Source organism: Yimella sp. cx-51 (assembly GCF_017654605.1).
Taxonomy (GTDB): Bacteria; Actinomycetota; Actinomycetes; order Actinomycetales; family Dermatophilaceae; genus Yimella.
Genome location: NZ_CP072113.1, coordinates 659,000 through 678,750, shown reverse-complemented (window position 1 = coordinate 678,750; position 19,751 = coordinate 659,000). Strand labels below are relative to the sequence as shown.

At 67.0% G+C, this 19,751-nt stretch carries 16 protein-coding genes and 1 tRNA gene; all 17 read right to left on the bottom strand.

Annotated features, from left to right (window positions below):
- Window positions 1-85 precede the first annotated feature (85 nt).
- The 17 genes from J5M86_RS03265 to glmU all read right to left on the bottom strand — a co-directional run bounded on the left by J5M86_RS03265 (window position 86) and on the right by glmU (window position 19,715).
- Window positions 86-754, bottom strand: coding sequence for a snapalysin family zinc-dependent metalloprotease (locus J5M86_RS03265; protein WP_188059542.1), 669 nt, complete (start codon window positions 752-754; stop codon window positions 86-88).
- A 210-nt stretch (window positions 755-964) separates the two neighbouring features.
- Window positions 965-1,038, bottom strand: a tRNA-Leu gene (locus J5M86_RS03260).
- Window positions 1,039-1,111: 73 nt separating this feature from the next.
- A complete protein-coding gene (gene meaB, locus J5M86_RS03255; RefSeq protein WP_188059543.1) occupies window positions 1,112-2,125 on the bottom strand; it encodes a methylmalonyl Co-A mutase-associated GTPase MeaB in 1,014 nt (337 codons plus the stop codon).
- A complete protein-coding gene (gene scpA, locus J5M86_RS03250; protein ID WP_188059544.1) occupies window positions 2,118-4,370 on the bottom strand; it encodes a methylmalonyl-CoA mutase in 2,253 nt (750 codons plus the stop codon). Before scpA ends, meaB begins: the two co-directional genes overlap by 8 nt.
- On the bottom strand, window positions 4,367-6,280 hold the full coding sequence (locus tag J5M86_RS03245) for a methylmalonyl-CoA mutase family protein (RefSeq protein ID WP_188059545.1): 1,914 nt from the start codon (window positions 6,278-6,280) through the stop codon (window positions 4,367-4,369). The genes scpA and J5M86_RS03245 overlap by 4 nt, the downstream gene beginning before the upstream one ends.
- Window positions 6,281-6,447: 167 nt before the next feature.
- Window positions 6,448-7,389, bottom strand: coding sequence for a Ppx/GppA phosphatase family protein (locus J5M86_RS03240; protein WP_188059546.1), 942 nt, complete (start codon window positions 7,387-7,389; stop codon window positions 6,448-6,450).
- On the bottom strand, window positions 7,386-7,928 hold the full coding sequence (locus J5M86_RS03235; protein WP_188059547.1) for a DUF501 domain-containing protein: 543 nt from the start codon (window positions 7,926-7,928) through the stop codon (window positions 7,386-7,388). Before J5M86_RS03235 ends, J5M86_RS03240 begins: the two co-directional genes overlap by 4 nt.
- On the bottom strand, window positions 7,889-8,419 hold the full coding sequence (locus tag J5M86_RS03230) for a septum formation initiator family protein (RefSeq protein ID WP_188059548.1): 531 nt from the start codon (window positions 8,417-8,419) through the stop codon (window positions 7,889-7,891). The genes J5M86_RS03235 and J5M86_RS03230 overlap by 40 nt, the downstream gene beginning before the upstream one ends.
- A 29-nt stretch (window positions 8,420-8,448) precedes the next feature.
- Window positions 8,449-9,726 (bottom strand): phosphopyruvate hydratase, encoded by a 1,278-nt coding sequence (gene eno, locus J5M86_RS03225; protein ID WP_188059549.1) that lies wholly within the window; start codon window positions 9,724-9,726, stop codon window positions 8,449-8,451.
- A 346-nt stretch (window positions 9,727-10,072) separates the two neighbouring features.
- Window positions 10,073-11,026 (bottom strand): MazG family protein, encoded by a 954-nt coding sequence (locus J5M86_RS03220; RefSeq protein WP_188059550.1) that lies wholly within the window; start codon window positions 11,024-11,026, stop codon window positions 10,073-10,075.
- A 4-nt stretch (window positions 11,027-11,030) separates the two neighbouring features.
- On the bottom strand, window positions 11,031-11,549 hold the full coding sequence (locus tag J5M86_RS03215) for a hypothetical protein (protein ID WP_188059551.1): 519 nt from the start codon (window positions 11,547-11,549) through the stop codon (window positions 11,031-11,033).
- Window positions 11,550-11,632: 83 nt separating this feature from the next.
- Window positions 11,633-15,187: a transcription-repair coupling factor gene (gene mfd / locus J5M86_RS03210; protein ID WP_188059910.1), complete on the bottom strand. Its 3,555-nt coding sequence runs from the start codon at window positions 15,185-15,187 to the stop codon at window positions 11,633-11,635.
- 161 nt (window positions 15,188-15,348) lie between these two features.
- Window positions 15,349-15,504, bottom strand: coding sequence for a hypothetical protein (locus J5M86_RS03205; RefSeq protein WP_188059552.1), 156 nt, complete (start codon window positions 15,502-15,504; stop codon window positions 15,349-15,351).
- Between the two features lie 99 nt (window positions 15,505-15,603).
- Window positions 15,604-16,200 carry an aminoacyl-tRNA hydrolase gene (pth, locus tag J5M86_RS03200; RefSeq protein WP_188059911.1) on the bottom strand — a complete coding sequence of 199 codons (597 nt, stop codon included), beginning with the start codon at window positions 16,198-16,200 and terminating at the stop codon, window positions 15,604-15,606.
- Window positions 16,201-16,285: 85 nt separating this feature from the next.
- Window positions 16,286-16,975 carry a 50S ribosomal protein L25/general stress protein Ctc gene (locus tag J5M86_RS03195; protein WP_188059553.1) on the bottom strand — a complete coding sequence of 230 codons (690 nt, stop codon included), beginning with the start codon at window positions 16,973-16,975 and terminating at the stop codon, window positions 16,286-16,288.
- A 273-nt stretch (window positions 16,976-17,248) separates the two neighbouring features.
- A complete protein-coding gene (locus J5M86_RS03190) occupies window positions 17,249-18,229 on the bottom strand; it encodes a ribose-phosphate diphosphokinase (protein WP_188059554.1) in 981 nt (326 codons plus the stop codon).
- Between the two features lie 7 nt (window positions 18,230-18,236).
- Window positions 18,237-19,715 carry a bifunctional UDP-N-acetylglucosamine diphosphorylase/glucosamine-1-phosphate N-acetyltransferase GlmU gene (gene glmU / locus J5M86_RS03185; RefSeq protein WP_208965092.1) on the bottom strand — a complete coding sequence of 493 codons (1,479 nt, stop codon included), beginning with the start codon at window positions 19,713-19,715 and terminating at the stop codon, window positions 18,237-18,239.
- Between the last annotated feature and the right edge of the window lie 36 nt (window positions 19,716-19,751).

The following is a 19,751-nucleotide window of genomic DNA, read 5'->3' as shown; positions in this document are numbered from 1 at the left end:
CGAATGTGACACGGCCGATACCTGCACGAAGGCCACGCGACGCAGGGAGCGGTCGTCGCGCGGCCTCCGCACAGTTGGGTGGGCCTCAGGCTGCCGGATTGACCGCCTTGGCGCGCGGCATCGAGGTGAAGCCGTAGTAGGCCCAGAGGCTGTTCACCCGTGACACCTCGGTGCTGTTCGGGTAGGCATTCGTGCACGAGGGGCCGGGGCCGCCACCGGACATGAGCTCCGAGCACGGGCCGGAGTAGTGGTCGGGCAGGCCGTACGCGTGCCCGGTCTCGTGGGTGACGATGCGCAGCGGGGAGTACTCCCGCATCTGGCTGTGGTCGAGCACGATCTCGCCGTTGCCGTGTCCGTCGGTGTAGGCGTACGAGCCACCGCTGACATTGCCCTCGTAGTAGTGCAGGGACGCTCCGCTGTACGACTCCACCAGGCGAACGTTCGAGACGCGCGAGTTCCAGATGCTTGCGCTCTGTCGGATCAGAGAGGCATAGCTCGGGGCACCGGACACCGAGTAGTAGACCGTTGCGGCAGCGGCGAGACTCGTGCGCTGGTTACCGGCGGTCGGCGCGGCGAGGGCTCGATCGAGCTGGGTCTGAAGTCGAGCGTTCTGAGCACCGTCGCGGGCGCCAGGGGTGTAACCCGAGGTCGACTTGTTGTCGGCAGCAGGCGCAGCCACGGACGTGGACCCGGCAGTCGGTAGAGCCATGAGGCCGACGCTGACCAGGGCGGTGATTCCGGCGAGACGTTTCATTGCGACGAAGTTTCCTTCCGGGGGGTGGTGCCGCGAAGGGCGGCGGCACAACGCTCAGGCTAGGAACCGACGGGTCAACCGCGCTTCCGCGCAAGGTCAGGACTTCGTCAGAAGAAGGTCAAGTTCGCCAAGTGTTGGTCAAGTGGCGCCCTCGACGGCGTTGAGTCGCGGGACATAGGAAACACATGTCTCAGGACATCGGAAACAGGGTGCCCTCGACGGGATTCGAACCCGCACCGGGAGCGCTTTTAAGGCGCTTGCCTCTGCCGTTGGGCTACGAGGGCCCCGTCAGATTACGGGATCGCCGAACATCGACGGCGGCGGATCCCGCGGGGCGCACGCCCCGGACGGGTCTGGTCAGGCGTCCGCGGTCGGTGTGGTCGAAGCCCTCTTGCGGGAGAGGGAGAGCAGCTGCTCGGCGGCTTCGAGAGCGCCGAGTTCGCCTGCGGCCAAAGCCTGTTCGATCTGCGGGCTGGCCTGCTGCAGCACCGGGTTGTCGCGGAAGTCGCGCCACAAGCCGTCTTCCACCAGAGCCCACATCCACTGCTTCTGTTGGTCGAGGCGGCGCTGCTGCAGTTGTCCAGAAGCGAGGAGCTGGTTGCGGTGGTCGAGCACTGCCTGCCAGACCTCGGGCAGCCCGTCACCGGTGCGGGCGCTGCAGGTGAGCACCTGGGGCGGTGCACCATCGTCCTCGGAGAACATGAGTTTCATCGCGATGGCGAGTTCTCTTGCGGTGACTCGGGATTCGCCGAGGTTGTCGCCGTCGGCCTTGTTGACCGCGATGACATCGGCGAGCTCGAGGATGCCGCGTTTGATGCCCTGCAGTTGGTCGCCCGATCGCGCGAGCGCCAGCAGCAGGAAGGTGTCGACCATCCCGGCGACCGCCACTTCCGATTGCCCGACGCCGACCGTTTCGACGATCAGCACGTCGAACGCGGCCGCTTCGAGCACGACCATCGCTTCCCTGGTCGCTCGGGCCACTCCCCCGAGGTGACATCCCGAGGGGGACGGTCGGACGAAGGCGTCCTCGCTGGCGGTGAGCGCCGCCATACGGGTGCGGTCGCCGAGGATGCTGCCCCCGCTTCGGGAGGAGGAGGGGTCGACGGCGAGCACACCGACGCGGTGGCCCTGCTCGATGAGCCGGGTGCCGAGGGCGTCGATGAAGGTCGACTTCCCGGCACCAGGAACGCCGGAGATGCCGACCCGGATGGCCTGACCGGTGTGCGGTGCCAAGAGCTCCAGCAGTTCGTGGGCGACGGCTCGGTGGTCGGCGCGGGACGACTCCACCAGGGTCAACGCCCGGGCGACGACAGCGCGCCGCCCGGCGAGGACGCCTTCGGCGAGCGCCGCGGCCGAGGGTGCTTCACGCATCCGAGCGCTCCGCTGTCCCTTCGTCCGAAGGATTGCCGGTGATGCCGTGGTGACGCTCGAGCAGACTGCGCAGGAGTTCGCACGCGGCATCAGGGATAACGGTGCCGGGCGGGTAGATCGCGTCGGCGCCGCTTTCGCGGAGCTGGGCGAAGTCCTGTTCAGGGATCACGCCACCGACGACGATCATGAGATCGTCACGCCCCGCTTCGTCCAGCGCCTTGCGCAGCGCCGGCACAAGCGTGAGGTGGCCGGCGGCCAGCGAGGACACACCGACGACGTGCACGTCGGCCTCGACGGCCTGGCGGGCAACCTCGTCCGGCGTCTGGAAGAGCGGGCCCACGTCGACGTCGAATCCGAGGTCGGCGAACGCGGTGGAGATCACCTTCTGACCGCGGTCGTGGCCGTCCTGCCCCATCTTGGCCACGAGGATGCGCGGACGACGTCCTTCTTCCTGCTCGAAGCGGCTGATCAGCCCACGGGCTTCGTCCATCGCTGCCGACCTTCCCGATTCCTTGCTGTAGACGCCGGAGATGGTGCGGATCGAGGCGGTGTAGCGGCCGAAGACCTGCTCCATCGCGTCCGACATCTCACCGACGGTCGCCATGGCGCGGGCGGCGTCGATCGCGGCGGCCAGGAGGTTGCCGCCTCCGCCGGGGTTGGCAGCCACTTCGGTGAGCGCGGCCAGTGCGGCCCGGCAGGCATCATCGTCGCGTTCGGCCCGCAGTTGCTCGAGCTTGGCGAGTTGACTGGCTCGTACGGAGGCGTTGTCGACCTTGAGCACCTCGATCGGTTCATCACCGTCCAGGCGGTACTTGTTGACGCCGATCACCGGTTGGCGGCCGGAGTCGATGCGGGCCTGGGTGCGGGCGGCGGCTTCCTCGATGCGCATCTTGGGAATGCCGGCCTCGATCGCCTTGGCCATGCCGCCGGCCTCTTCGACCTCCTCGATGAGGGCCCACGCCCGCTTGGCGAGGTCGTGGGTGAGGCGCTCGACGTACGCGCTGCCCGCCCACGGATCGATGACCCGGGTGGTGCCCGACTCCTGCTGCAGGAACAACTGGGTATTGCGCGCGATGCGTGCACTGAAGTCGGTCGGCAGGGCGATCGCTTCGTCCAGCGCATTCGTGTGCAACGACTGGGTGTGCCCCTGCGTGGCGGCCATCGCCTCCATGCAGGTGCGGATGACGTTGTTGTAGACGTCCTGCGCGGTGAGCGACCACCCGGAGGTCTGCGAGTGCGTGCGCAGCGACATCGACTTGTCGTTCTTCGGCTCGAACTCACGCACCAGGCGGGCCCACAGCAGCCGGGATGCGCGCATCTTGGCGACTTCCATGAAGAAGTTCATGCCGATCGCCCAGAAGAAGGACAACCGCGGCGCGAAGGCGTCGACGTCGAGCCCGACCGCCTCGCCGGCGCGGATGTACTCCACCCCGTCGGCGAGCGTGTACGCCATCTCGATGTCGGCCGTGGCTCCGGCTTCCTGCATGTGATAGCCGGAGATCGAGATCGAATTGAAGCGCGGCATCCGCTGCGAGGTGAAGGCGAAGATGTCGGAGATGATCCGCATCGACGGCTCGGGCGGGTAGATGTAGGTGTTGCGCACCATGAACTCTTTGAGGATGTCGTTCTGGATGGTGCCCGACAGCTGCTCCGGAGCAACACCCTGTTCCTCGGCGGCCACGACGTACAGCGCAAGGATCGGTAGCACGGCGCCGTTCATCGTCATCGACACGCTCATCTGGTCGAGCGGGATGCCGTCGAACAACTGCCGCATGTCATAGATCGAGTCGATCGCGACGCCCGCCATGCCGACGTCACCTGCGACGCGCGGGTGGTCGGAGTCGTACCCGCGGTGGGTGGCGAGGTCGAAGGCGACCGACAGGCCTTTCTGTCCGGCAGCGAGGTTGCGGCGGTAGAAGGCGTTGGATTCCTGGGCGGTGGAGAACCCGGCGTACTGCCGGATGGTCCAGGGCTGGCTGGCGTACATCGTGGCGTACGGACCGCGCAGGTAGGGCGGGGCGCCCGGCGTGGTGTTCAGGAAGTCGAGACCGTCGAGGTTTTCGTCGGTGTAGAGCGGCGGGACGAGGATGTGCTCCGGGGTCTGCCACCCGTGCGAATAGCCCTCGGTCGTGGCGACGAGCTGTTCCCACTGGGCGCCGGAGCCGGCAGGTGGTGCGCCGTCACCGAGCGGCACGTTGCCGAAGGAGGGGATGCTGCTCTTCGCCGTAGGCTTCCGGTTGCTCATCGGGGTGCTCCCAACGTGTCGAGGAGGTCGCCGAGGAAGGCGACCACGTCCATGCCGTCGTAGATCTCGCCGTCGATCTGTGTGGCTGCATCGGACGCGAGTTCGCGGGCTCGGCCGGCGATCAGCACCTTCCTGGCTCCGGCGTCGCGCAGTGCCGCAGCGACCTCGTTTCCGAGTTCGGCGTACTTGGCGGGTGAGGAGCAGAGGATCACGATGTCACTGTCTGCGGCGCGCATCGCAGCTGTCAGTTCTTCAGCCGAGATCCCCTCTGCCACAACGGGTTCGAGCCCCGCGATGCGGAGCAGGTTACTGGTGAAGCTCTCACGCGCACCGAAGTCACGGCGTGCCCCGATGCAGGCGAGGAAGACCTTCGAGCCCTCCCCGCGTCGTTCACGCAACGCCTCGAACACCTCCGCGTCACGCACCGGAGTGACGGCCGGCTCGGCCACGAGGTCGATGCTCGGGTGTGGTGCGCGCTCCAGCGGCGGCTGACTGGCCGGCGGGAACATGCTGACGCCGGTGATCGGCTGGCTGCGACGGTCGAGACGGGACTCCCGCTCCCCTCGCACGGCGGCGATGCGGTCGGCCACCCGACCGTCGCGCAAGGCGTTTTCCATACCGCCGTCGGCGTCGAGCTGCTGGAAGAACTCCCAGGCCTTGACCGCGAGCTGATCGGTCAGTGACTCGACATACCAACTACCTCCCGCGGCGTCGGTCACCCGGCCCAGGTGTGACTCCTCGGCGAGCACGATTTGGGTGTTGCGGGCGATACGCCGCGAGGTGGCGTCCGGCAGACCCCACGCTGTGTCGTAGGGCAGCACGGTGATCGCCTCGGCCCCGCCCACCGCGGCCGCGAAACAGGCGGTGGTGGCACGCAACATGTTCACCGACGGGTCGATGCGGGTCATCATCCGACGGGAGGTGACCGCGTGCTGCCGGGCACCGCGAAGCACGTCCGGCACTCCACACACTTCACCCACGCGCGCCCACAGGCGGCGCAGCGCACGCAGCTTGGCGATGGTGATGAACTGATCCGCTTCTGCGGCGACGCGGAACTCGATCTGCGAATAGGTCTGTGCCGCAGTCACTCCCGACTGTTCGAGACCGCGCAGGTAGGCGACTCCGGTGGCGATGGCGCAAGCGACTTCTTCGACTGCCCCGGCGCCGGCTTCGTGGTAGATCGTGGCGTCGACGGTGAGCGAGCGAACGGTCGGGTACGTGCCGACACAGGTGCGCACCAGACGCAGCACATCCCGCTTCTCAGGTTCGGCATTGCCACGGGCGATGGCGCCGAGACGATCGATGCCGAGGCCGCCACGCACGGTGAAGCCTTCGAGCTCCTTCGATTCCCAGAGGTCGACGGCGGCGCGCGCAGCGGCGATCTGATCGTCCGCAGTGCTGACGTGCAGTGCCGCCATCTCCAGGTGCACGCCATCGAGAACGGTCGGGAGGTCGTCGACTGTGATGCCGTCGGCGCCGAGTTGCATCCACACCGCGTGTGCGCCGCCCTGCAGGTCGGCCAACACCGCTTTCGCGGACGCAGCCGGGTCTGGGTCGTCGTGCCACTGACGGATCTGCCAGGCGTCCGAGTCACCGGTGCGCACCGACGACCCGCGGACAAAGGGCATCACGCCCGGGTGGCCCAGCGCCCGACCGTCGGCGGGCGCGGAGTAGAGGGCGTCGATCTCCAGGCCGTCCGGTGTCGTGACGCGCAGCCTCTTCTGCGCCTGCTCGCCGGAGAGCTTTTTGTCATCTGGACGCCCGCGGTTGAGAACGGCAGCCGCCATGTGCTGCCACCTGGCGTGGTCGAGCACCGGGAAACCGTCGGCCAGGGTGAGCACATCGCTCTCGGCGCCGGTGGTCTGCGTGGGGTCGAGGTCGCTCTCGGGGCCGTCGAGGTGATCGCTCATGATGCCGCCGTCGCACTGACGCGCACGGCGCGAGTTCGCATGACCCTCAAGCACTTCACCGAACCAACCTCCAGAAGGAATGCAGGCACCGACCACGGTGTCGGCCGGTTGTCAGCCTAGTTGGCGGCCTGTGATGCGGCCCACTCCCGAGCGCCGAACGGCATCTTTCAGTCGGCGACCGACAGCGCGATGCCGTCGAGGATGTCCTTCTCGCTGGTGATCGTGGCTTCGATGCCGCTGGCTGCGGCAACGCGCTGCACGATCGTGCGCCAGATCAATGCCCCAGCACCGATGACATCGACGCGTCCGGGATGCATGAAAGGCATCGCCGCGCGCTGTTCGCGCGAGGCCGACAGCAACTCGGTGCAGGAGCTCTCAGCGTCGGCCACGGGCAACCGCGTGCCGTGGATGAGCTTCTTGTCGTATCCGGGCAGGTGGAGCGCGTTGGCGGTGATCGTGGCGATCGAGCCGGCAAGACCGACCAGTGATCCGATGCCCTCGAAGCCGACCTCCTGCTCCGCCTCGTCGATTGCAGCATTGATGTCGACCAGTGCTACTGCGATCTCCCGCTCGGTGGGCGGGTCGGAGCGTAGGTGGCGCTCGGTCATACGCACACAGCCGATGTCCATCGAGATGGAGCGCTCGACCGAGTCGGTGCCGCGCACGAACTCGGTCGACCCTCCGCCGAGATCGACCACGAGATAGGGAGCGGATGCACCCGAGGCGATGACATCGCCGGTGGCGCCCCGGAAGCTCAGCGAGGCTTCTTCGAGGCCGGAGACGACCTCGGGAGCAATTCCGAAGTGGGAGAAGGCATCTCGCACACCATCGATGAACTCAGCGGCGTTCGAAGCGTCTCGGGACGCAGAAGTGGCGACGAACCGCGCTTTCTCGACACCGAGTTCTTCACAGGTCTTCGCGTAGTCGCGGGCGGCTTCGAGCGTCCGGGCCATTGCTTCGTCGGCGATCCGGCCGGTGACGTCGACCCCTTGGCCGAGGCGGACGATCCGCATGGTGCGCTCCACGTCGGTGAGCACGCCTGAATCATCGACGTCGGCGACCAGCAGCCGGATCGAATTGGTGCCGCAGTCGATCGCGCCGACCCTCATGCTTCGTCCTCCCGGGGTGTGCAGCAACCGTTCTCCCACCACGTGGGCAGAGCGGCCAATGCCTTGTCTCCCAACGGATTCACTCCTGGGCCGACCGCGATGGAGTGGGCCACCAGGACGTGCAGGCACTTGACGCGGTCAGGCATACCGCCAGCGGAGATACCGTCGATCTCCTCGACCTGGCCGAGTTCGGCGCGCTGGCGCAGGTAGTCGTCGTGGGCTGCCCGGTAGGCCGCCGCGAGTTCGGGGTCGTCCTGGAGCGCCTGCGTCATCTCGCGCATCATGCCGCTGGCCTCGAGGGTGCTGATCGCGCCGGTGAGCCGTGGGCAGGTGGCGTAGAACGAGGTGGGGAACGGCGTGCCGTCCGGCAAGCGCGGGAGGGTACGGACGACCGTGGGGCAACCGCACGGGCAACGACCGGCGATCTCGACGACTCCGCGGGGCACACGTCCGAGCTGGGCTTCGATCGCGGCGATGTCGGCCGGATCGATCGCAGCACTCACTTGCCGCCCCGGTTCGCCGAGACGACCGACTGCCATACCTGGCCGTACCACGGGTTGGTGGAGACCTTCTTGCCCGCCGGGTCGACCGACCCGACAGCCTTGCCGTTCTCATCGACCAGCACGGTGAGCTGCTCACCTGGCGTGACGAAACCGAGCCGGTCGCGGGCCTGCTGCTTGACGAACTTCGGGTCTTGCCAACGCTTGAGTTCCGTCTGCTTGGACGCGACATCCTTGCGCTGCTGCGTGACGTCTGCGCCGAGTTTGTCGATCTGGTGCTGCTGCTGCAGATAGCTGTTGAGGGTCGGGGTGATGATCACCGCGAGGAACAACAACAGACCGCCCAGGATCGTCAGCCGCCGCATCGACTGCGGACGCTGCCGGGCGTGCTGGCGCAGCGCTGCCAGCCGCCCGGTCGCGGAACGTTCGTCCCGAGCGATCGTCGGACGGGTAGGACCGCGACGCGCGGCAGCGGGCCGTGAACTGCCCCGGCCCTTCGACCGGCCCGCTGGCCGCGAATCGCGTGTCATACCAACAACTTTCGAATCAGATCAGACTGTCACTTGAAGCGCGGGAAAGCGCCGGCGCCGGCGTAGGCCGCCGCGTCGTCCAGCTCTTCCTCGATGCGCAGCAACTGGTTGTACTTCGCGACGCGGTCGGAACGGGCCGGTGCACCGGTCTTGATCTGGCCGCAGTTCGTGGCGACGGCGAGGTCGGCGATCGTGACGTCCTCGGTCTCACCGGAACGGTGGCTCATCATGCAGCGGTAGCCGTTGCGGTGAGCCAGGTCGACCGCGTCGAGGGTCTCGGTGAGCGAACCGATCTGGTTGACCTTCACCAGCAGCGCGTTGGCGGTGTCGCTGTCGATGCCGCGCTGCAGACGCTCGGGGTTAGTGACGAAGAGGTCGTCGCCGACCAACTGCACCTTGTCGCCGAGCACCTCGGTCATGGCCTTCCAGCCGTCCCAGTCCTCCTCGTCCAGCGGGTCCTCGATGGAGACCAGCGGGTAGTTGGCCACGAGATCGGCGTAGTAGTCGACCATTTCCTTGGACGACTTCTTCTTGCCCTCGAAGGTGTAACCCGACTTGTCACCGAACTCGCTGGCGGCCACATCGAGCGCGAGCGCGATCTGCTTGCCGGGCTCGTAACCGGCCTTCTTGATCGCCTCGACGATGAGGTCGAGCGCGGCGCGGTTGGACTCGAGGTTCGGCGCGAAGCCTCCCTCGTCGCCCAGGCCGGTGGCCAGGCCCTTGTCGTGCAGGACGCCCTTGAGCGCGTGGTAGACCTCGGTGCCCCAGCGCAGCGCCTCACGGAAGGACTCGGCACCGATCGGAGCGATCATGAACTCCTGGATGTCGACGTTGGAGTCGGCGTGCGCACCACCGTTGAGGATGTTCATCATCGGCACGGGCAGGACGTGCGCGTTGGGGCCACCCACGTAGCGGAACAGCGGCAGGCCGGCCGACTCGGCGGCGGCCTTGGCGACGGCGAGCGAGACGCCGAGGATCGCGTTGGCGCCGACCTTGCCCTTGTTGGGGGTGCCGTCGATCTCGATCATCTCGGTGTCGATGAGGCGCTGCTCGTCCGCCTCGTAACCAAGCAGGGCCGGGGCGAGCTGCTCGACAACGGAGTCGACGGCGTCCTCGACGCCCTTGCCGAGGTAACGCTTCTTGTCACCGTCGCGGCGCTCGACGGCCTCGAACTGACCGGTGGAAGCACCGGAGGGAACGGCGGCGCGACCGAGGGCACCGTCGTCCAGGACGACCTCGACCTCGACGGTCGGGTTGCCACGGGAATCGAGGATCTCGCGGGCGATGATGGCGTCAATGCTTGCCACAGTTGGCTCCTCAAAAGGTTGTTGTGGTTACCCGGCCAGCCTAACGGGGCCCCCACCTACGGGCCGGTAGCGACTGGCGGGACGACCGGATCGCGGACGTGGCGGTCGTGCGGGAGATCATTGTTCGGCGTTCTTGATCAGATTTGGCGGATTTCGACACGCAGGACTTCCTTCGTCAGTCCTGCGGCTCAATCAGCGGGCGCGGAGGGTTTGACGCCGCTGATTGAGCTTGCCCGGCGGTCGCGTGAGGAGCAGTGGGTTCGGCCGGCGCACAGAAGATTGACGCCCACTTCCGCATTCTGCGGTGGCCGCGTGAGCACCATCGGGTTCGGTCAGTGGGCGTCGGTCAGTTGCCGGCCAGCTTGTTCAGGGATGCGCGCAGCGCCTGATCGGCGTCGATGCCGGATGCGCGGGCCTGCGCGACGAGCGCCAGCAGCTGGTCGCCCAGATCGGCGCCTTGCGGGAGGTCGACCTCGCCTGCTCGTTCGCGGCGGGCCAGCACCTTGTCGGCGATGAGCAGCGTCGAGAGTGACTTGGGAATGCCTTCGAGCAGGGGCGCCTCGCTCTGCGCACGCTCGGCCTTCTCCGCCGCCTTGATCTGCTCCCAGGCCGTCTCGACCTCTTCGGGAGTGGAGGCGTCGCCGTCTGCGAAGACGTGCGGATGGCGTCGCACCAGCTTGTTCACCAGTTCGGCGGCGACGTCGTCGACGTCCCAGGCATCGTCGGTGTCATCAGCTGCGATGCGGGCGTGGAAGAGCACCTGGAGCAGCACGTCCCCGAGTTCTTCGCGAAGGTGGTCGCGGTCACCGGCGTCGATAGCCTCGACCGTTTCGTGCGCCTCCTCCAGAAGGTATTTCGCCAGGCTCTGGTGAGTCTGCTTCGCGTCCCAGGGGCAGCCTCCGGGTGAGCGCAGGGTGTCCATCACCGCGACGGCGTCGAGCAACCGGGCACCGGGGACGTCCCAGGAACCGACCAGCATCTCGATCGGCGCGGCGTCGTCCAGGCGGGTGAGTTCGCCTGCGAGGGCGTCGGTCAGACCGGGATCACCGTCCGGGGAGACGATCCAGACGATGTTCTCGGAGCGCGCGCGACTCGCGAGTTCGCGTCCGAGCACCAGGGGCGAGTCGTAGGCAGCTTCGATCACGGTGACGCCGGAGGCGTTGACCGCCGCCGGCACCGGGTCGTCGGACGAGACGGCCAGCACTGCGCCAGCTGCGTGCAATGCCTGCCAGGCGTCGTGGGTCAACAACCCCGCGGGGACGCGCGGACTGGTGACCAGCAGCGTCAGGCCAGGTGTCATCGCCTCAGTTCGACAGACTCGGCATAGCGGTCGGCGTCTTGATCCAGTCGGTGGTCGACTCGGCGGGGCCGGTGCCCTTCACCCACTTGCCGTAACGCGGGTTGAGCTGCACATCAGCGGTCTTGAACAGCTTCATCAGGTCGGCCTGACCCTTCTCGCTGGTGCGCAACCGGCCGAAGTTGATGCTGCCGACAGCGGTGTCGACCGCGGCCTGGCTGGGGTTCTTCGTCTTCTTGAACCACGCGGCCTTCGCGGCGTCGGGCGCCACGTAGACGCCGTGCTTACGGGCGAGCGTGCTCAGCTCGCCGCGCAGCACCTGGAAGATCGCCGCGGAGAGGTTGTCGAAGCCCGACTGCGGCTCCTCCTTGAGGATGTCGCGCACCGCGGTCTGCACACTCTCGTCGCTGATCGAGGTGTCGCCGTACGTGGCGGCGGTGCCTCCGGTGGGGGTGCAACCGGCAAGAACGGTCACGGAGGTGACCGCGACAGCGGCGGTGACGACGCGCAACGAGCGACGGGACATGGGTTCCTCTCGGGGACGGACCAGCGCCAACATGATGCCATGCCCTCGGTCGAGGGCCATCGCGCGCCGCCGGTGGTCGATCATCAGGCGGCTGCGGGCTGGTCGAGCAGCACCGAGCGGATCAGCTGTGCGGCCCACTGGAGCACCTCGGTGTTGCGCAACGGCTGCCCGGCGACCGGCTTGGTCATGGGCGCGGGCACCAGGATCGTCTTGAGTGCAGGCTTGAGCTGAGCTCCCTTGTAGAGACGCTGCAGCCGCAGCTGCCTGCTCTCCGGCAGACCCTCGACCGGGCCGAAACGCACGAACTTGCCCTGGACGCCGATGTCGCCGATGCCTGCCTGGCGGGCGAGGACGCGAAGTCGCGCGACCTCCAGCAGGTGCTGCACCGGCTCCGGGGGTGCGCCGTAGCGATCGCGCAGTTCTTCGGCGATCTCCGTCAGCTCCTCCTCGGTGGCGACGGTGGCGAGCTTCTTGTACGCCTCCAGCCGCAGCCGCTCCCCCGGCACGTAGTCGTGCGGGAGGTGGGCGTCGACGGGGAGTTCGATCTTGATCTCGGCGGGGCCCTTGTCGAGTTCGTCCCCGCGGAAGTCGGCCACCGCTTCCCCGACCATGCGGACGTACAAGTCGAAACCGACGCCCTGGATGTGACCCGACTGCTCACCGCCGAGCAGGTTTCCGGCGCCACGGATCTCGAGATCCTTCATCGCCACCTGCATGCCCGAACCGAGGTCGGTGTGCTGGGCGATGGTCTGCAGCCGGTCGTGCGCCGTCTCGGTGAGCGGCTTCTCCGTCGGGTAGAGGAAATAGGCGTACGCACGGTCACGACCGCGACCCACTCGTCCGCGCAGCTGGTGCAGCTGCGAGAGACCCAGGACGTCGGAGCGCTCCACGATGAGGGTGTTGGCGTTGGAGATGTCGAGGCCGGTCTCGACGATGGTGGTGCACACCAGGACGTCGAGTCGCCGCTCCCAGAAGTCGACGACGACTTCTTCCAAGCGGTGCTCGCCCATCTTGCCGTGGGCGGTGCCGATGCGGGCTTCGGGCACGAGCTCACGCAGACGCGAGGCGGCCTTCTCGATCGTCTGCACCTTGTTGTGCACGAGGAAGACCTGTCCCTCGCGCATCAGCTCGCGTCGGATCGCCGCGACGACCTGCTTCTCGTCGTAGCCGCCGACGAAGGTGAGCACGGGGTGGCGCTCCTCGGGCGGCGTTGCGAGAGTCGACATTTCGCGGATTCCGGTGACCGCCATTTCCAGCGTGCGCGGGATCGGCGTGGCTGACATCGCCAGCACGTCGACAGCTGTGCGCATCTGCTTCAACTGTTCCTTGTGCTCGACACCGAAGCGCTGCTCCTCGTCGACCACGACCAGACCGAGGTCCTTGAACTGGATCTCCTTGCTCAGCAACCGATGCGTGCCGATCACCAGATCGACTGCTCCGGTGGCGAGTCCGTCGATCACCTCGCGAGCTTCCTTGTCGCTCTGGAAGCGCGACAGCGCCTTCACCGTCACCGGGAAGCCGGCGTACCGATCGGAGAAGGTACTGAAGTGCTGCTTGACCAGCAACGTGGTGGGCACGAGCACGGCCACCTGCTTGCCGTCCTGGATCGCCTTGAAGGCAGCGCGCACCGCGATCTCGGTCTTGCCGTAGCCGACGTCGCCGCAGATGAGACGGTCCATCGGCACGGTCTTCTCCATGTCGGCCTTGACCTCGTCGATGGACGACAACTGGTCGGGGGTCTCGACGTAAGCGAAGGCGTCCTCCAACTCCCGCTGCCACGGGGTGTCAGCGGCGAAGGCGTGACCCGGGGTGGCCATGCGGGCGGAGTAAAGCCTGATGAGCTCTCCCGCGATCTGCCGGACGTGTCGACGGGCCTTCGATTTCGTTGTCTGCCAGTCGGATCCGCCCATCTTGTTGAGCGTCGGCGCTTCGCCGCCGACGTAGCGGGTGATCTGGTCGAGCTGATCGGTGGGCACGAACAGACGATCGCCGGGATGTCCGCGCTTGGACGGTGCGTACTCCAACGCGAGGTACTCGCGGGTCGCTCCCCCGACCGTGCGCTGCATCATCTCGACGAACTTGCCGACGCCGTGCGCTTCATGCACGACGAAGTCGCCCGGACGCAACTGCAACGGGTCGACCTGGTTGCGCCGCCGCGACGGCATCTTGCGCATGTCTTTGGTGGAACCGCCCTGCCCGGACGATCCGATCAGGTCGATCTCGGTGAGCAGCACGAACTCGCTCGACGGAAGCGCGAAGCCTCTGCCCAGCGTCCCGACGGCGGTAGTGACTTTGCCGCTGGCCAGCTCTTCCGACAACGGAATCTCGTTGTCCAGCAACAGCTCTCGCACTCGCTTACCTAGACCCGGGCCGTCGGTGAGCACGAGCGTCTTCAGCCCGGCGGCCGTCCAGGTGCGTATGTCGGCAACGGCTGCTTCAGTGTCGCTGCGGTACTGCGGCACCTCCTCGGTGCGAAGGGTGACGCGCTCGCCGGGCAGGTCGTCCTCGCTAAACTCGGTGAGTTCTTCATCGGTGGCGAAGGACGACATCGACCACCACGGCAGGCCTCGGGCGAGCGCGTGGTCGCGCAGTTCGACCAGTGACCAGTAGGACGCCGTGCCGAGCACACTCTGGAGGTCGACCGGCACGGCGTTGCCCGCCGCGGCGTTCGACCAGCTCGCCTCCAGGAACTCGGTGCTGGTGGCCACCAAGTCGTGCGCACGGGTGCGGACGCGTTCCGGGTCGGAGAGCACGACATGAGTGCCCTTCGGCAACACGTCGAGCAGTGTCTCCATGCGATCGCCGAGCAGGATCGGCGACAGAGACTCCATGCCTTCGACCGCGATTCCCTCGGCCACCTTGTGCAGCATGTCGGCCACGCCCGGCAGTTGCGCCGCGAGCGTCCGGGCACGTTCACGCACGTCGTCAGTGAGGAGCAACTCGCGGCAGGGCGGCGCCCAGAGGCCGTGCTCGGCGATGTCGCTGGAGCGCTGATCAGCCACCTTGAACCAGCGGATCTCATCGACGGTGTCGCCGAAGAAGTCGACCCGTACGGGGTGCTGCTCGGTGGGCGGGAAGACATCGAGGATGCCGCCGCGGACGGCGAACTCACCGCGTCGTTCGACCAGGTCGGTGCGGGTGTAGGCAGCTGCCGAAAGCGCCGCGACGACCTCATCGAGCGAAGCGTCCTGGTCTGCCTTGAGGCTCACCGGCGCGAGGTCACCCAGCCCTTTGGCGATCGGTTGCATGAGAGCCCGGACGCTGGCCACGACCACCTGGATGGGTCCGTGAGCAGGGTCGCGATCGTCTGGATGCGCCAGTCGGCGCAGCACGGCCAAACGACGTCCGACGGTGTCGGAACGCGGGCTGAGCCGCTCGTGCGGCAGCGTTTCCCAGCTCGGGAACTCCGCGATCGCGTCGTCCCCCATCAGGGTGCGCAGGGCCGCCACCAAGTCGCCGGCGTCGCGGCCCGTCGCGGTGACGACCAGCAACGGCGTGCGCTCGTCGCCAGCGGAGTTGAGCTGCGCGAGCAGAGGTGCGCGCAGGCCAGGCGCAGAGGCAATGTCGACCAGGTCGGCGCTGCCACGGTGCTTGAGCACACGCTGCACGCCCTCGTCGGCGGCGAGGAGTTGGAGCATCGGAGCAAGAGTGCTCACGCTGATGGGCCTTTCGGGAGGCAACGCAGGAAGGCCCCGCATCAGAAACTGACCGGGGTGAGGATTGAAGTCTACGCCCGTCGTCTGACAGGTTCGTGATCGCGGATCAGGGTTGTGGCCGAGATCTGCAGGTGCCTCGACAGCTACTTGTTAGCGAGCAGCTTGTAACCGACGAAGCCGAGGACGGCGACGACCACGATCGTCATCACCGCGTTGACCAGCTTGAAGACCAAGGGCACCGCGACCAGCAGCACCAGCAGCAGCACCACCAACTTCGCCGACAGTGGCCAATCCTGCATGGGCTGCTCCTTGTCCTGTGGTTGTTGTCCTGCGCTTGCTCGGTGAGTACCTGCGTGCGCTTCAACGTACGGGAGAGGGCTTGTGCTCCCCCGCGTGGTTCAGCGCGCGTGCACCTTGTTCTGGGCGTCCGTCAGGCCCAGATCGATGAGCGTCTGCGTGGCATCGACGGCGTCGTCCAGCAGGAAGGGCAGTTCCTTCTTCTCCGTCGGCGAGAAGTCCTTCAACACGAACGAGGCTGCGTCCATGCGTCCGGGCGGACGTCCGATGCCGATGCGCACTCGCAGGTAGTCCTTGGTGCCGAGTGCGCTGGAGATCGAACGCAGCCCGTTGTGGCCGCCTTCGCCGCCGCCGCGCTTGAGACGGACGGCGCCGAAGTCGATGTCGAGCTCGTCGTGCAGCACGATGACTTGCTCAACCGGCACCTTGAAGAACTGCATGAGCGCCTTCACCGGACCGCCCGATTCGTTCATGTAGCACGTGGGGCGGGCGATGATCGCTGCCGGACCACCGGGCGCCCCGGATGGCTGCGGCAGCCGGATCGAGGCTCCGAGGGCACGAGCCTTGTGTGCTTTGAGGGTTGCACCAGCGTCCAGCGCCATCTGCTCGATCGCCATGACGCCGACGTTGTGCCGGTTGCCGGCATAGCCCGGCCCTGGGTTGCCCAGTCCTACGATCAGCCACGGTTCCACGGTCAGTCAGTATGCCTTTCCAGCGTTCTGGCAGATACGGCACGGCCGGGCACCCATTGCGGGGCCCGGCCGTGACTGCGAACTAGGTGGATCAGGCGTCGTCGCCTTCGCCCGACTCCTCGGACGACTCGGCGCCTTCGGCAGCCTCTTCCTTCTCCTCGTCCGACTCTTCGCGCTCGATGCCGGCCTCGTCCTCGGCCTCGGCCAGCTCGGCCTCGAGCTCCTCAGCCGACACCTGCTGGGTGACGTTGACGACGAGCAGTTCTTCGTCGGAGATGAGCGTGACACCCGAGGGAAGCTGGACGTCCTTGGCCAGGATCTGCGAGCCGGCCTCCAGGCCCTCCACCGACACGGTGAACGACTCGGGGATGCTGAGCGCGTCAGCCTCGACCGAGAGCACGGTGCTGTCGGTGATGACGTTGGTCTCCGGGGCAGCGTCGCCTTCAACGATCACCGGAACGTCGACGATGACCTTCTCGCCCTTGCGGATCATGATGAGGTCGATGTGCTCGATGAAGGGGCGCAGCACCTCGCGCTGGACGTCCTTGGCCAGCGCGAGCTGGTCGTCACCGTCCGGCATGACGATGGTGAGCACGGCGTTCGCGTTGCCCTTGAGCGCCAGCATGGTGTCGTGGCCCGGGAGGGTGACGTGCACCGGGTCGCTGCCGTGGCCGTAGAGCACTGCGGGGATCTTGTCGGCGCGGCGGATGCGGCGTGCGGCGCCCTTGCCGAACTCGGTGCGGGCCTCGGCGACGAGTCGCAGGTCGGGGGTCTGAGCCATGATCAATTCCTTTGTGGGTCAACGTATTTTGCGCGTTCCCTCGGCACGGGAAGCTCGTGCGGGGGTGCTGATCCGTGGATGACTGGGTAGACGCTCAACTCGCACAGACACGCGCAAGGAGCACATCCACCGCGTCGATCACGGACTGGCGGCACACCGCACGACGTCCCTCGCCGAGGCAACGCCGACCATCCTACGGGTGAGCGCCCAGCCGCCCAAATCGCAGCAGGGCTCCCCGATGGGTGTCGGGAAGCCCTGCTGAACAAGTGTTGGTCAGGACAGACCGTCGAACATCGAGGTGACCGAACCGTCCTCGAAGACCTGGTGGATCGCTTCGGAGAGCAGCGGTGCGATCGACAGCGCGGTCAGCTTGTCGAACTGCTTGTCGGGCGTGATCGGAAGGGTGTCGGTGACGATGACCTCACGAGCCACGGAATCACGCAGTCGCTCGACAGCCGGACCCGACAGGATGGCGTGGGTGGCGGCGATGATCACACTGGCCGCGCCGTCCTTCATGAGCGCCTCGGCCGCGTGGCAGATGGTGCCGCCGGAGTCGATCATGTCGTCGACCAGGATGCAGGTGCGTCCCTCGACCTTGCCGATGACGCGGTTGGCGACGCTCTGGTTGGGACGTGTGACGTCGCGGGTCTTGTGGATGAAGGCCAGCGGAGCGCCGTTGAGACGCTTCGACCACTGCTCGGCCACCTTGATGCGTCCGGCGTCCGGCGAGACGACGGCGAGGTCTTCGCTGGAGTACTTGTCGGCGACGTACTCGGCGAGGATCGGCAGCGCCTGCAGGTGGTCGACCGGGCCGTCGAAGAAGCCCTGGATCTGGTCGGTGTGCAGGTCGACCGCCATCAGGCGATCGGCACCGGCCACCTTGAACATGTCGGCCATGAGCCGGGCGCTGATCGGTTCGCGTCCGCGCGACTTCTTGTCCTGGCGCGCGTACCCGTAGAACGGCGTGATCACGCTGATGCGCTTGGCGGACGCGCGCTTGAGGGCGTCGACCATGATCAGTTGTTCCATGATGTTGTGGTTGATCGGCGCCGTGTGCGACTGGATCACGAAGGCATCGCAACCACGCACCGATTCATCGAACCGCACGTAGGTCTCGGAGTTGGCGAAGTCGCGGGCTTCGGTGGGCACCAGCGTGGTGCCGAGTTCGTCAGCGACGGCCTGCGCCAGCGCCGGGTGGGCCCGCCCGGAGAACACCATGAGGTTTTTCTCGGTGGTGAGCTTCATGCCGCTCATCGGTCGTTCAGTTCCCTTCGCCGGATTCGTCGGACGTGTGTTCTTGGTTTGCCCGTTCAGCGCGGGCGCGATCGGCTGCCTCTGCCGTCTTGGTGCCGGCACGGCGGCGATCGACCCAGTTGTCGATGTTGCGCTGGCGGGTGCGGGCAACAGCGATCTGGCCGGGCTCGACGTCCTTCTCCACCGCTGATCCTGCCCCGACGTACGCGCCGTCGGCGACGGTCACCGGAGCGATGAGGACGGAGTCGGAGCCGACGAAGCTGTGGGCACCGATGGTGGTGTGGAACTTCTGCACGCCGTCGTAGTTGGCGAAGATCGTGCCGGCTCCGATGTTCGCGCCCTCCCCGATGGTCGCGTCGCCGCAGTAGGTGAGGTGCGGCACCTTGGCGCCTGCGCCGATGACGGCGTTCTTGGTCTCGACGAATCCACCGATCTTGCCTCCAGCGCCCAGCTCGGTGCCGGGACGCAGGTAGGAGTAGGGGCCGACGTTGGCATTCGGGCCGATGACGGCGAGGTCGACGTGGGCACGGATGACGCTCGCTCCGTCGTCCACCTCGGCGTCCTTGAGCGTGGTGTTGGGGCCGATGATGCAGTTTTCGCCGACGGAGGTCGCGCCCTGGAGCTGGCACCCGGGGTGGATCACGGTGTCGCGGCCGACACTGACATCGGCGTCGACCCAGGTGGTCTCGGGATCGATGACGATCGCGCCTGATTCGCGCATGAGCTTGTCGACCAGGCGGCGGTTGAGTTCGCGGCCGAGCTTGGCCAGCTGGGCCTTGTCGTTGACGCCTTCGGTCTGGACGAGGTCATCGAGGACGTAGGCGACCACCCGGCGGCCACGACTCACGGCGATCTCGACGACATCGGTGAGGTACTTCTCCCCCGCCGCTTCGTTGACGCCCAGCCCGGCGAGCGCCTCGCGGAGCAGGTCGGCGTCGAAGGCGAAGATGCCGGAGTTGAACTCGCGGATCTCCAACTGCTCGGGCGTCGCCTGCTTGTGCTCGACGATGGCGAGCACGTCGCCGCTCTGGCCGTCGCGGACGATGCGGCCGTAGCCGGTGGCGTCGTCGAGGATTCCGGTGATGACGGTCGCGCCCGCGTCGTTGGCGGCGTGGGTCTCGGCGAGCCGGCGCAGCGTGTCTGATTCGAGCAGCGGGGTGTCGCCCGTGGTGACGATGACCGTGCCGTGCAAGTCATCCGGCAGTGCAAGCAATCCGCACTCGGCAGCGCGACCGGTGCCGTAGATATCGTCCTGGAAGGCGACGGTGATCTCCGGAAGCGCCTCGCGGGCAGCTGCAGCAACCGCTTCACCCTGAGCACGCACGACGACCGCGACGTGCTGGGCGCCCGCACCTGAAGCTGCGTTGACCGCGTGGGCGACCAGGGTGTGGCCGGCGATCCGGTGCAACGCCTTGTTGATGTTCGACTTCATCCGGGTGCCGTCACCGGCAGACATGACGATGACAGCTGCGAGGGATGCACTCACGCGGAAGCTCCTGGAGGCGTTCGGGGAGTCCTGAAA

Coding starts and splice junctions, on each gene's coding strand:
- J5M86_RS03265 (WP_188059542.1), bottom strand. CDS start 754: ATGAAACGTCTCGCCGGAATCACCGCCCTGGTCAGCGTCGGCCTCATG.
- meaB (WP_188059543.1), bottom strand. CDS start 2,125: ATGCGTGAAGCACCCTCGGCCGCGGCGCTCGCCGAAGGCGTCCTCGCC.
- scpA (WP_188059544.1), bottom strand. CDS start 4,370: ATGAGCAACCGGAAGCCTACGGCGAAGAGCAGCATCCCCTCCTTCGGC.
- J5M86_RS03245 (WP_188059545.1), bottom strand. CDS start 6,280: ATGAGCGATCACCTCGACGGCCCCGAGAGCGACCTCGACCCCACGCAG.
- J5M86_RS03240 (WP_188059546.1), bottom strand. CDS start 7,389: ATGAGGGTCGGCGCGATCGACTGCGGCACCAATTCGATCCGGCTGCTG.
- J5M86_RS03235 (WP_188059547.1), bottom strand. CDS start 7,928: ATGGCAGTCGGTCGTCTCGGCGAACCGGGGCGGCAAGTGAGTGCTGCG.
- J5M86_RS03230 (WP_188059548.1), bottom strand. CDS start 8,419: ATGACACGCGATTCGCGGCCAGCGGGCCGGTCGAAGGGCCGGGGCAGT.
- J5M86_RS03220 (WP_188059550.1), bottom strand. CDS start 11,026: ATGACACCTGGCCTGACGCTGCTGGTCACCAGTCCGCGCGTCCCCGCG.
- J5M86_RS03215 (WP_188059551.1), bottom strand. CDS start 11,549: ATGTCCCGTCGCTCGTTGCGCGTCGTCACCGCCGCTGTCGCGGTCACC.
- mfd (WP_188059910.1), bottom strand. CDS start 15,187: ATGCTCCAACTCCTCGCCGCCGACGAGGGCGTGCAGCGTGTGCTCAAG.
- J5M86_RS03205 (WP_188059552.1), bottom strand. CDS start 15,504: ATGCAGGATTGGCCACTGTCGGCGAAGTTGGTGGTGCTGCTGCTGGTG.
- J5M86_RS03195 (WP_188059553.1), bottom strand. CDS start 16,975: ATGGCTCAGACCCCCGACCTGCGACTCGTCGCCGAGGCCCGCACCGAG.
- J5M86_RS03190 (WP_188059554.1), bottom strand. CDS start 18,229: ATGAGCGGCATGAAGCTCACCACCGAGAAAAACCTCATGGTGTTCTCC.